The 13021-nt window shown below is 38.8% G+C and carries 7 protein-coding genes; 5 read left to right on the plus strand and 2 right to left on the minus strand.

The genetic code is table 11. From position 1 onward, the window contains the following. Positions 1-39: 39 nt before the first annotated feature. Positions 40-2748: a type I DNA topoisomerase gene (gene topA, locus WNY79_RS07560; RefSeq protein WP_342875541.1), complete on the plus strand. Its 2709-nt coding sequence runs from the start codon at positions 40-42 to the stop codon at positions 2746-2748. 317 nt (positions 2749-3065) lie between these two features. Here the strand turns inward: topA and WNY79_RS07565 are convergent, their stop codons facing one another. Next, a complete protein-coding gene (locus WNY79_RS07565; protein WP_007582596.1) occupies positions 3066-3308 on the minus strand; it encodes a hypothetical protein in 243 nt (80 codons plus the stop codon). A 239-nt stretch (positions 3309-3547) separates the two neighbouring features. Here WNY79_RS07565 and WNY79_RS07570 point away from each other — a divergent pair, with 239 nt between their 5' ends. Continuing rightward, positions 3548-4093, plus strand: a complete 546-nt coding sequence (locus WNY79_RS07570) for a TIGR00645 family protein (protein WP_007582598.1) — start codon at positions 3548-3550, stop codon at positions 4091-4093. 92 nt (positions 4094-4185) lie between these two features. On the opposite strand, the gene WNY79_RS07575 is transcribed toward WNY79_RS07570, so the two are convergent. Continuing rightward, entirely contained in the window at positions 4186-5808 is a 1623-nt protein-coding gene (locus WNY79_RS07575; protein ID WP_342875542.1) for an alpha-glucosidase family protein, read from the minus strand. A gap of 662 nt (positions 5809-6470) precedes the next feature. Between WNY79_RS07575 and WNY79_RS07580 the strand changes: the two genes are divergently transcribed. The 3 genes from WNY79_RS07580 to WNY79_RS07590 all read left to right on the plus strand — a co-directional run bounded on the left by WNY79_RS07580 (position 6471) and on the right by WNY79_RS07590 (position 12973). After that, positions 6471-9254, plus strand: a complete 2784-nt coding sequence (locus tag WNY79_RS07580; protein ID WP_342875543.1) for a TonB-dependent receptor — start codon at positions 6471-6473, stop codon at positions 9252-9254. Between the two features lie 375 nt (positions 9255-9629). After that, positions 9630-11120, plus strand: coding sequence for a tryptophan halogenase family protein (locus WNY79_RS07585; protein ID WP_342875544.1), 1491 nt, complete (start codon positions 9630-9632; stop codon positions 11118-11120). 2 nt (positions 11121-11122) lie between these two features. After that, positions 11123-12973 carry a glycoside hydrolase family 13 protein gene (locus WNY79_RS07590; protein WP_342875545.1) on the plus strand — a complete coding sequence of 617 codons (1851 nt, stop codon included), beginning with the start codon at positions 11123-11125 and terminating at the stop codon, positions 12971-12973. Positions 12974-13021 lie beyond the last annotated feature (48 nt).

A 13021-nucleotide genomic window follows, 5' to 3' on the forward strand; every position in this document is an offset into this window, starting at 1 on the left:
CAAAACACATTTTTAATATTTGGTTAGAAATAGGCAACTATGGGCAAATCGCTAGTAATTGTAGAGTCTCCTGCTAAGGCTAAAACAATTAATAAATATTTAGGTAATGACTTCATCGTAAAGTCCAGTATTGGGCATGTACGAGATTTACCTACTTCAGGTTCGAGCAAAGCTAAAGTGCCGGCAACTAAAACGCCAGCAGAAGTTCGTAAAATGGAACCTGAAGAGAAAGCAGCGTATAAAAAGCAACGAGATTATACAAACTTAGTCGCGCGTATGGGTATTGACCCAAACCAAGGCTGGGATCCGCATTACGAAATACTGCCTGGTAAAGAAAAAGTTGTTCAAGAATTACAAAAGCTGGCTGAAAATGCAGACCAAATATATCTCGCAACGGATTTGGATAGAGAAGGGGAAGCAATTGCTTGGCACCTTCAAGAAATCATTGGTGGTGATCCTGCTAAGTATAAGCGCGTAGTTTTTAACGAAATTACTAAAAACGCAATACAGCAAGCGTTTGAAACACCTGGCGAGCTTAATACTGATATGGTTTATGCTCAGCAAACACGTCGCTTTTTAGACCGTGTTGTTGGCTTTATGGTATCACCTTTATTATGGGCAAAAGTGGCCCGCGGACTTTCTGCAGGACGAGTTCAGTCTGTTGCGGTACGTTTATTAGTAGAGCGTGAGCGTGAAATTAAGGCGTTTATTCCTGAAGAATTTTGGGATATTCACGCTGACGTTAAAAATGCTGAGTCTGAGTTACGTTTAGAAGTAGCCAAACAAGCAGGAAAGCCTTTTAAGCCTGTAAATGAAGCTCAGGCTAGCGCAGCGGTTAAAAGCCTTGAGAATGCAGAATACAAAGTAATTAGTGTTGAAGAAAAACCAAGTAAAAGTCGCCCAAGTGCGCCATTAATTACTTCAACCATGCAGCAAGCGGCAAGTACACGTTTAGGTTATGGCGTTAAAAAGACCATGATGCTTGCTCAGCGTTTGTATGAAGGCGGTTATATTACGTATATGCGTACCGATTCAACTAATCTTTCAAAAGATGCCGTTGAAATGTGTCGTGAGTATGTAACAAACGAGTTTGGTGCTAAATACTTACCAAAAGATCCAATTAGCTACAGCTCCAAAGGCAATGCACAAGAAGCGCATGAGGCAATACGTCCTTCAAGCGTCACCGTGTTATCTGGTCATGTTGAAGGTGTAGACGCCGATGCTAAAAAGCTGTACGAGCTAATTTGGCGTCAGTTTGTAGCATGCCAAATGGTACCTGCTGAATACGATTTAACAACACTAACTGTTGCGGCTAACGACTTCCAGCTTAAAGCGAAAGGCCGCGTGCTCCGCTTTGATGGTTGGACAAAAGTACAACCTGCAATACGTAAGAAAAACGAAGAAGATCAATCACTACCGGCTGTTAAAGAAGGTGAGATCCTTACTTTAATCGAACTTGATCCCAAGCAACATTTTACGAAACCACCAGCGCGCTTTAGTGAAGCAAGTTTAGTAAAAGAGCTCGAAAAACGCGGTATTGGTCGTCCATCTACTTATGCGTCGATTATATCAACGATTCAAGATCGTGGTTATGTACGTGTAGAAAATCGCCGTTTCTTTGCTGAAAAAATGGGTGAAATAGTTACCGATCGCTTGGTTGAAAATTTCACTGATTTAATGAACTTTGATTTTACAGCTAAAATGGAAGGCCGTTTAGATGATATCGCTGAAGGCGAGCGAGTATGGACTCAAGTTCTAGATAAGTTTTATGCTGATTTTTCAACGCAATTAACTGTCGCTAAAGACGAGCCAGAGAATGGTGGCATGCGTCTTAACGAGATGGTTGAAACAGATATTGAATGCCCTACATGTAGCCGAAAAATGGGTATACGCACGGCATCAACCGGTGTTTTCTTAGGGTGTACTGGTTACAGCCTTCCGCCAAAAGAGCGTTGTACTACGACAATGAACTTAGTGTCGGGTGATGAAGCTATTGCAGCTGATGTAGAAGATGTAGAAACTGAAAAGTTAATGCAAATGAAGCGTTGTCCTATTTGTGAAACTGCAATGGATTCATACCTAATCGACGAAACCCGTAAATTACATGTGTGTGGTAATAACCCCGCATGTAAAGGGCATATAGTTGAAGAAGGTACCTTTAAAATTAAAGGCTATGACGGACCAATTATCGAATGTGATAAATGTGGCTCTGACATGGAACTTAAATCGGGTCGTTTTGGTAAGTACTTTGGCTGTAATAATGACGAGTGTAAAAACACACGTAAACTACTTAAAAGTGGCGAAGCTGCTCCACCAAAAGAAGATCCTGTTCACATTACTGAGTTAGAGTGTGAAAAGTCAGATGCGTATTTCGTATTACGTGATGGCGCCGCTGGTATATTCTTAGCTGCAAATACTTTTCCTAAGTCTCGTGAAACACGTGCACCTAAGGTAGAAGAGTTAAAACGCTTTAGAGACCGTATCTCGCCTAAGTTTTATTACTTAGCAGATGCACCTGCTAAAGATCCTGATGGTAATCTTGCTGTTGTACGCTACAGCCGTAAAAATAAAGCTCAGTATGTTATGACTGAAGTTGACGGTAAAGCTACTGGCTGGACTGCTCATTATGAAGCAGGTAAATGGACAGAAGAAGCTAAGAAAAAGGCAGCACCTAAAAAGAAAGCTGCTGCAAAAAAGGCACCAGCTAAAGCAAAGCCTAAAGCTAAAGCTAAAAAAGAAGATGAATAAGCACGTTATCGCTTATTCATAACTTTTTATAGGTTTTAAAAAACTATAAAAAAACCGGAACGCACAGCTTGTGTCTATTCCGGTTTTTTTGTGCCTAGTTAAATGTTTTCGCAACGGCTTTATTAGCAGTACATTCAACTAAGCGTATTGGAGATACCAATTTTATTAAAAACATGGTCATTATGTTGCACTAAAGAACCCACTCACTGTGTTAAAAAACATTTATATAAAACAACTATATGTCATGCTTTTCGACTTGCTATTGAGCTATTTTTTTAGCGCTATAATAGCTCACTAATTTAATGCAATTGGTATTATTAAATCTTAACAGAAGATACTTTTTTATAGCCTTCAGATTCAAGCTCATCATTTACGCATTTTAATACGTAGGCATTTAGCTCTTCATTGCTTACGTCATCATCTTTAGCCCAGTTAACACACATTTCTGTGTATTCTTTTACCATTTCGGCTGAAGCTGTTGGCGCATCGTCTGCTACCGCGTAAGTCGCAGATACTGCAAATAATGGAGCTACGATTAATGCTAGCAATGCTTTTTTCATTCGTTTATTCCTAAAAAAATGGTGTGATGACTGATTTACCCAGTTTAAGGTTAGGTTTAAACCAGTAGTGCCCAATCCAGAACAACTCTGTTGGTATATTGATTTTTAAACGAAAACGAAATAAAAGATAACGAAATATTTTTATCGTGAGGATGAGTAATTCACTTGTCAGGATTTCGCAACATTGTGTTGTAGTGGTTTATAAGCTAAGGTCGCTTTTTTAATTAAAAGTCAAACCAATGTCATCACACACCCCTAATAAAAAACCACGCCAAGCTAATAAAGTAGAGCATGCATTAGAATCTTTTATTTTTAAAGGGCGTTGGTTACTAGCCCCATTTTTTGTGGGTCTACTATTTGCAGTTGTACTGTTGTTAATAAAGTTTTTTAAACAGCTTTATTTAATGGGTATTGCGACATTTACAGCAACCAATCAAGAGTTACTTGTCGGTATTCTAACTTTAGTTGATACGGCATTATTAGCGGGGCTATTACTGATCATTACATTTAGTGGTTACGAGAACTTTGTTTCTAAGCTTAATATTGATAATCACGAAGACAGACCATCTTGGATGGGCAAAGTTGGTTTTTCAGGTCTAAAGATGAAATTAATAAGTGCGATAGTGGCTATTTCTGCTGTTGAGTTATTAAAAGTTTTTATTAACTCAGGTGCATATCCAAGTGATGAGCTCCTTTGGAAAGTGACTATTCATGTCACGTTTGTAATGTCAGGCGTTTTATTTGCTTTAACTGATTACTTAAACAGTAAAACCCAAAGCCATTAGAAAAATTAAATGCACAAAAAAGCCCAAGTAATTTACTTGGGCTTTTTATGTTTAGAGCTTAGCTGTAACATTAAGTGTAATTATTGATGTCATTAACACTCTGCATAAAAGCAAGCGAAAGGCTCAAGCGTTAATGTGTCTTGGCTTAATTTTGCGCTGTGGTGGCTAAGTTCGTTATATTCTTTAACGATTGATGTCGGCATATCAATATTTGTTTGTTGAGAGCTTAGATTAAACAGGCAAAGCATCTTTTGCGTTCCAAGCGTTCTATAAAAAGCAAGCACAGGCTCAGGCGTTTCAATAAACTCAATATCACCCTCAAGTAAAACTGTTTGCTTTTTTCGCCACGCCATAAATTCACGGTAGGCGTTTAAAATTGAGTGACTATCATTTGTTTGCATCGCAACTGATTGTTGTTTGTGTGCATCATCAACGGGTAGCCAAGGTTTCACATCACTAAAACCAGCATGAGATGAATCAATTTGCTCCCAAGGCATTGGCGTTCGACAGCCATCACGCCCTTTAAAATTAGGCCAGAATGTAATGCCATATGGGTCTTGTAAGTCTTCAAAGGCAACAGATGCTTCGCCTAAACCAAGTTCTTCACCTTGGTACATACATACACTGCCACGAAGGGAAGCAAGTAGGGCGGTTAGCATTTTACATTGCTGAGGGTTTATTATGCCATTTTCGCTCCAGCGACTCGCTACGCGCTCTACATCATGGTTGCTAAATGCCCAACACGGCCAACCCTCAGTCATACGTTGTTCAAGAGTTTGAACCGTAGTTCTAATATATTCACTTGAATAATCATTTGTTAAGAGCTCAAAGCTATATCCCATGTGCAGCTTATCGCCACCTTGGGTGTACTGCGCCATTGTCGCTAATGAATCCTCTGATGAGATTTCGCCAAGCGATACAGTACCAGGGTATTTATTAAGTAATGTGCGAATGTCTTGCATAAACTCAATATTTTCTGGCTGAGTGTTGTTGTAGTAATGATACTGAAATGCGTATGGGTTATCCTCACTAAAACCACGACCCTGGCGCTTATCTTTTGGTTTAGCTGGGTTATCGCGAAGTTGTGCATCGTGATAGCAAAAGTTAATAGCATCTAATCTAAAGCCATCTACGCCTTTTTTAAGCCAAAACTCTACGTTATCAAGTACAGCTTGTCTTACGTCAGGATTATGAAAGTTTAAATCGGGTTGTTCGGTTAAAAAGTTATGCAAATAATATTGCCCACGGCGAGGTTCCCACTGCCATGCGCTACCACCAAAAATAGACAGCCAATTATTAGGTGCTGTGCCGTCATCTTTGGCTTCAGCCCAAACATACCAATCCGCTTTATCGTTATTTTGATTTTCGCGGCTATCTGTAAACCATTGGTGTTGATCTGATGTATGGCTTAGTACTTGGTCAATTATAATTTTAATATTGCGATCATGGGCTTGGCTAATAAGTTCATCAAAATCGTTTAAATCACCAAAAAGCGGGTCAATGTCACGGTAGTCACTAATATCGTAGCCAAAGTCTTTCATTGGCGATTTGAAAAAAGGTGAAATCCAAATTGCATCAACGCCTAAGCTTTTAATGTAATCAATACGATTAATAATCCCTTTTAAATCACCAATACCATCGTTGTTGCTATCTTGAAAGCTACGCGGATAAACTTGATAAATAACCGCACCTTTATACCACTGCTTTTGGGTCATGCTTTTCTCCGTCATTCCACACAGTATTTAGACTATTCTTTATTGTGATTACGATTAATCACGTTATTTGCAAAAAGCATACGTGAAGCCTTTAATCCTGTAAAAAGTCTGCATACGTATGCACTAAAAATAATGCAATAAATTTATTAAAAATAAGTGGTTAGAGTGGCTTTAGTAGCGTTCATTTTGCGTATCTATTGTTTACCAATTACGTCAGTCATTGATTTATTAGTTAAATTGAATCTAACAGATTGTACTGTAAGGGAAATATATCCCAGGATCTATATGAAATGGTCTGACCAATTTAACGCTTGGTAAATGTGGAATAATTTAAACATTATTTGACAGTGATAATTAATTTCACCTTGTTTACATTTAAGTAAAAGTGCCATTAAGTTTCAATAGAATTGATTTGACTATTGATGTTTGTCTTGTGTTTTTTATCTACCTTATTACCAATAAAATCAATTGGTTAAAAGTGCACGTGTGTAATATATGTTAATGTTAGGCTATATTGAAATTGTTGAATACGTATGCATAAAGTTGTTAATAAAATAAATCTGGCGTTAATATTCATCCTGACAACAAAATTAGCTCGCCTTGTTTAACTATCACTTAAACATTGAACGCGGGTATCACAATATGGGTAACGGGAAAACATTATGTCTATGTTCAAACCAAGTATATTAACTTTGGCATTAACAGCTGCAGGCTTATCGAGCTTTGCTACACAGGCTGCTCAAGAAGATACAATAAAAAAAGATGATGTAGAAGTTATCGAAGTTAAAGGCTTTCGTGGCAGTGTGGTTGAGTCTATTAACACAAAACGCTTCTCTACTCAGGTTGTAGAATCTATATCGGCTGAAGATATTGGCAAATTGCCAGATTCTTCAATTGCTGAATCGATTGCGCGTTTACCCGGTTTAACAGCTCAGCGCTTAGACGGCCGAGCAAGTCGTGTCTCTATTCGTGGTTTTGGCGAGAATGAAAGTGGCACAACGTTTAATGGTCGTGAACAAGTATCGATTGGTGATAACCGTGGTGTAGAGTTTGACCTTTACCCATCAGAAATAATGAGCGGTGTAACTGTTTATAAAACGCCAAATGCAAGTATTGATGCTGAGGGTATTGCTGGTGTTATTAATATGCAAACAGTTCGTCCTTTAAGCAAAGGCGAACGTGTTGTACAAGTAAATGGACAGTATGAGCAAACCAGCTTTAGTAAATTAAACCCTGACGGCAACGACGACGGTTACCGAGGCACTATTTCATACATTGATCAATTTGCAGACGATACCATTGGTGTTGCATTTGCACTAAACACCATGAGTTCACCAAATCAAGAAAAACGTTGGAACTCATGGGGTTATCCGGAATTCACTGAAAATGGTAACGATTATTCAATTTTAGGTGGTGCTAAACCTTACGTACGTTCATCAACGCTTGAGCGTGATTCGGCAATGCTTGTTTTAGAAGCGGCGCCCACAGATAAATTAAATATGACGTTTGATGCGTTATATGTAGATTTTACAGATGAAAAAATTCTACGCGGTATTGAAGTTCCATTTGCATGGGGACAAGGTAGTATTGATCCAAATAGTGTTGTAGTTGATGAAGCATCTGGCTTTATAACAAGTGCAGTAACACAAGGTCAGCGTGTTGTAGTTCGTAACGATTATGAAGAACGCGAAGCCGAACTTACAGCCTTTGGTTTTAATACTAAATACGATATTGACGATTCATGGTCAGTTGAGTTTGATGCAAGTTACTCACAAGTAGAGCGCAAAATATGGAGTGTTGAAAGCTATTCAGGCACTGGTCGTGGTGATGCTCGCGGGGTAGCAGATAACTTGGGTTACACATTTAATGGTGGTAACACTGGAGCTACTTTTTCACATGATTTAGATTATAGCGATTATGGTTTAATACAATTAGGTGGCCCACTATCGTGGGGTGCAAGCTCTGCACTTAACGATAAATATGGTTTGACTGGCACTGAGTATGAAAACCAAGCGCAAGATGGTTTTATTAATGCACCGACCATTGAAGATGAATTATCAACATTAAAAATAGCGGCTTCAAAGGTATTAGAAAACGAGTACATAAGCTCTATTGAATTTGGTATGTCTTACAAAGAGCGTGAGAAAACAAAAGATTCAGAAGGTTACTTTATGACGTTATCTAGCTTTTCGCTTGATAACCCAGGCATGCTTAGCGTGCCAGAACAGTACCGTAACGGAAGTGTTGACCTAGGCTTTATAGGCATGGGCGATATGATTGCTTATGACGTAAATGGCTTAGTTAACGATGGTTATTACGACTTACTTGCAGAGAGCTTAACAAATACAAGTCATGCGACGAAATCGTGGACTGTAAAAGAAGAAATTACTTCTGCATTTGTTCAAGCAAATATTAATGCTGAAGTAAGCGGTCTTGCATTAACGGGTAACGTGGGCGTGCGTTATGTACAAACTGATCAATCATCACAAGGTAATGCATTTAGTACTGTTGATGGTGTGGTTGTTACATCACCTACAAACATAAGTCATGATTACTCACACGTTTTACCTAGCTTAAACCTGTCACTTGCGATTGATGAGCAACAAACGATACGTTTTGGTGCTGCTAAAACAATTTCTCGTGCACGCTTAGATGAAATGAATTCATCAGTTAATGCGTCATATAATCAAACGCCAGATGAAAATGGTAACTATTGGTCTGTATCGGGTGGTAATCCAAATTTAGAGCCTAAAGAAGCAACAGGCTACGATTTTACTTACGAGAATTACTTTAGTGATGAGGGTTACTTCTCTGCAGCGTTTTTCTATAAAGATTTAACTCAGTGGATTTTTGACGGTACTTACGCAATTGATATGTCGGGTGTTGCAGATCCATCTACCGGAGAATTACCAGCAACATCATCGGGTACTGGCAGTGGTAAAATAAATGGCGGCGGTGGCGATCTATATGGTTATGAGTTGTCACTGGCATTACCGTTTAAAATTTTCCATCCGTCTCTTGAAGGTTTTGGTTTAATTGCCAGCCATACTGGTATTGAGTCTGATATTGAGGACCAAAACGGTAACGAATACGAACTACCTGGTCTTTCAGATAAAATTCAAAGCTTAACGGTTTACTACGAAATGCATGGTATGCAGTTACGTACCAGTATGCGCAAACGCAGTGCCTTTAAAGGCGATGTATATGGTTTAGGCTTTGATACGGAACAAGTTGATATTTTAGGTGAAACTATTTGGGATGTTCAAGCGGGTTACGACTTTAGTGAAGCCGGTATAGAGAGCCTTGAAGGTTTATCAATTCAGTTCCAAGTACAAAACCTAACCGAAGAACCGTTTACGTCGCTTTCAGGCGACAATGCTTTACAAGTACGTGATTACCAAGATTACGGTCGCACTTACTTGTTAGGCTTTAGCTACAAGCTATAATAAAAGCTGTGTGTAGAAGCCCTTGTAATTTGTGTTACAGGGGTTTTTTTATAGCTAGGGTCTGTTGATCTTTCAAGGTTAAATTTGCAGCAGTCTGTTTGGTATTTAGGCAAGGCAGAGCCTATGTAGTGTGGTTATTCCCCATAAATGGGCGATAACGTAGCATTAATGCCAAACAGGCGCTGCCCAAAGGGTTCTTCCTAGGGGCTATTTACTCTTTGTTGCTCGGTTTTTACTTAGCCCACTAGGTTACAAACCTCGCGCCGCGATTAAATAGCCCCTAGTTTGAACAAATTTTAATCCGCAAAGATCAACAGACCCTAGTTTACCTAACTTTTTAACCGTACTTAAATTTAATAAAACGTGGATAATAATATGAAACCAATAAAACACGTGGTAATTGCAGGCGGTGGTACCGCAGGCTGGATAACAGCAGCACTGCTTAATAAAGTGTTAGGTAAAGTAATTAATATCACACTAATAGAATCATCAGCTATTGGTACGGTAGGAGTGGGTGAAGCAACAATACCGCCTATTATTCAACTTAATAACGCGCTGGGTATAAACGAGCAAGATTTTATTAATGCCACTAATGCTTCAATAAAATTAGGTATAGAGTTCGAAAACTGGAAAACCCAATCGCATAGCTACATGCATGCGTTTGGCTCGTTTGGTAAAGATTTTCCCTTTTGTGATTTTTATAATTTTTGGTTAAAAGGCCAAGTTACGGGCTGCGAAGACGAACTATGGGATTTTTCACTCAATTACCAAGCGGCTAAACAGCATAGGTTTGCCCCTTTAAATACCATCCCAAATACTCAACTACCTGGGCTGAGTTACGCATATCATTTTGATGCGACGCTTTACGCTGAATATCTAAAAAAGTTGGCTATATCGCGCGGTGTTAAACATATAGATGCAAAAATAGACCATGTTGAACAATGCTATACAGGCAATATTAAAAGCCTAACACTTAATAACGATAGTCAAATTAGTGGTGATTTATTTATAGATTGCACTGGGCTGCGTGCCTTGTTAATTGAGCAAACACTTAATACAGGGTTTATTGATTGGTCTCATTACTTACCATGTGATAGTGCAGTGGCTGTTCAAACGCAAAGTACCAATGAGCTAAAACCTTATACGCGATCTATTGCACATAGTGCTGGTTGGCAATGGCAAATACCACTGCAAAATCGTATTGGCAATGGCCTTGTTTATTGCAGTAGATACTTGTCAGATGATGATGCTAAGCAGTTACTGCTAAAAAGCTTACCCGCTGAGTCAATTACAGAGCCCCGTATTATAAAATTCAAAACAGGTCGGCGCTTAAAGCAGTGGCATAAAAACGTGGTCGCGGTTGGTTTATCAAGTGGATTTTTAGAGCCGCTTGAGTCAACCAGTATTCATTTAATTCAAACTGCGGTTACACGCTTAATTAAACTATTTCCACATAATGGCATTAGCGATGCGTTAGTAACGCAGTTTAATAAACAAAGCGTTATAGAAATAGAGCATATACGCGATTTTATTATTTTGCATTATAAACTCACCGAGCGAGAAGATACCCCGTTTTGGCGTCAATGCATGCAAATGGATATACCAAATTCCCTTACCCATAAACTGAGTTTATTTAAACAAACAGGCAAAGTAGTGCGGGAAGATGATGAACTATTCGCTGAAGTTGCTTGGCAGCAAGTCATGATAGGGCAAGGGCTTATCCCTGATGACTATAACAGTATTGTTGATTCACTAAGTGATGATCAACTGAGTGATTTATTCACTACCTTAAAAACATTGATAAACTCAACAGTTGCGCAGCTACCAACTCACCAGAATTTTTTAGCCAGCATTAAAAAGGTATAACAATGCGATTTTTAAACACACTTTTACTAGTAAGCGCATGTAGCTTACCAAGCTTTAGTTATGCACTTAATGTAGAGCCTGCCAATTGGTGGGTAGGCATGAATAACAATAACGTTACAGTACTCGTGCATGAGCAAAATATAGCGAACGAAGAATTTAAATTAGATAAGTATAAAGGGGTTGAACTTAATAACGTAACACGTACTGACAACCCTAATTATGCTTTTCTACATTTAAATATTAGCGATAACGCCAAAGCAGGAACGCTTCAATTTAAGAGTAGCGATCCAGTACATAGCTTTGAATTTCCTTTACTTACCCGAGATAAACATAGCGTGCAACGCCAAGGTTTCACAAATGCAGATGCTTTATATTTAATTAACCCAGATCGCTTTGTAAATGGTGATGAAAAAAACGATACAGTTAAAGGTATGTTAGAGGGTGCAAATCCAAGCTTTAAAGGCGGGCGACATGGCGGTGATATTCAAGGTGTAATTAATGCGCTACCGTATTTAAATAATTTAGGCGTGACACAGCTTTGGTTAACACCTGTGCTTGAAAACAACATGCCTGACTATTCTTATCATGGTTACGCGATCACAGACTTTTACAACGTTGATCCACGTATGGGTTCAAACCAGTTGTATAAAACGTTGTCAACAAAGGCTAAAGAGCAGGGCATTGGGCTTATTATGGACATGGTGCTTAATCATTTTGGCTCTGAGCACCTCTGGATGAAGGATAAACCAACTCAAGATTGGATTAACTTTAATGGGCAGTTTGAAAATGGCAAAAATGCCACAAGCCATGCGCGCCAAACAATTCAAGATCCACACGCAAGTAACTACGATAAACGCCAATTTAGCGATGGTTGGTTTGTCGCTAGCATGCCCGATTTAAATCAGCGCCAACCATTATTAAATGAGTATTTAATTCAAAATGCAATTTGGTGGATTGAATACGCAGATTTAAGCGGTATTCGTGTAGATACCTATTCTTATTCAGATAAAGCGTTTTTAAGTGATTGGACCAAGGCCATTATGGATGAATACCCACACTTTAATATTGTTGGCGAAGAGTGGACTTCAAACTCTGCAATAGCGTCGTATTGGCAGCGCGGCAAAGTTAATCAAGATGGGTATGTGTCAAGCTTACCCAGTGTGATGGACTTTTCGTTGCAAGAGGCGGTAATTCGAGCTTTAAATGAAGATGAAAGTTGGAGCACAGGCTGGGTTAAAGTATATCAGTCATTAGCTAACGATTTTTTATACCCAGACACCAATAACATTATGGTGTTTGCTGATAACCACGATATGAGCCGTGTATATACGGAGCTTGGGCAAGACTTAGCTAAAACTAAAATGGCGATGACTTTGTTTTTAACAACGCGTGGCATTGCACAAATATATTATGGAACCGAAATATTATTGGATAACACGCCGAGTAAAGATCATGGTGATATACGTATTGATTTTCCAGGTGGGTTTAAAAATCAAAACGCCAATGCGTTTACTGGAATAGGTTTAAGTAAAGAGCAGCGCGATATGCACAAGACTATAAGCACGCTTCTTAACTTTAGAAAGCAAAGCCCGGCACTTACAAAGGGTAAGCTCGTTCATTTCAGCCCGAACAATGGTGTGTATAGTTATGCTCGCGTTAGTGATACGCAAACAGTATTAGTTTTTATGAATAAAAACAAAGTAACACAAAAGCATAATCTTGATTACATGCAAGAAGTTATACCAAAAAATGCCAATGCGCAGGCATTATTCAAACAACACACTTTTAAACTAACTAACAGTATTAACTTAAAGCCAATGGCTGCTACGGTATTAGTGATTAATACGCCGTGAATGTTTAAGTGAATACGTATGCAGCAACTGTATGCTTGCTGCAGATAT

It is taken from the genome of Pseudoalteromonas sp. AS84, from assembly GCF_038900255.1.
Taxonomy (GTDB): domain Bacteria; phylum Pseudomonadota; class Gammaproteobacteria; order Enterobacterales; family Alteromonadaceae; genus Pseudoalteromonas.

Excerpts from the sequence above, each read along its gene's own strand:
- WNY79_RS07575 (WP_342875542.1), bottom strand. The coding sequence starts at position 5,808 with ATGACCCAAAAGCAGTGGTATAAAGGTGCGGTTATTTATCAAGTTTAT.
- topA (WP_342875541.1), top strand. The coding sequence starts at position 40 with ATGGGCAAATCGCTAGTAATTGTAGAGTCTCCTGCTAAGGCTAAAACA.
- WNY79_RS07580 (WP_342875543.1), top strand. The coding sequence starts at position 6,471 with ATGTCTATGTTCAAACCAAGTATATTAACTTTGGCATTAACAGCTGCA.
- WNY79_RS07590 (WP_342875545.1), top strand. The coding sequence starts at position 11,123 with ATGCGATTTTTAAACACACTTTTACTAGTAAGCGCATGTAGCTTACCA.
- WNY79_RS07565 (WP_007582596.1), bottom strand. The coding sequence starts at position 3,308 with ATGAAAAAAGCATTGCTAGCATTAATCGTAGCTCCATTATTTGCAGTA.
- WNY79_RS07570 (WP_007582598.1), top strand. The coding sequence starts at position 3,548 with ATGTCATCACACACCCCTAATAAAAAACCACGCCAAGCTAATAAAGTA.
- WNY79_RS07585 (WP_342875544.1), top strand. The coding sequence starts at position 9,630 with ATGAAACCAATAAAACACGTGGTAATTGCAGGCGGTGGTACCGCAGGC.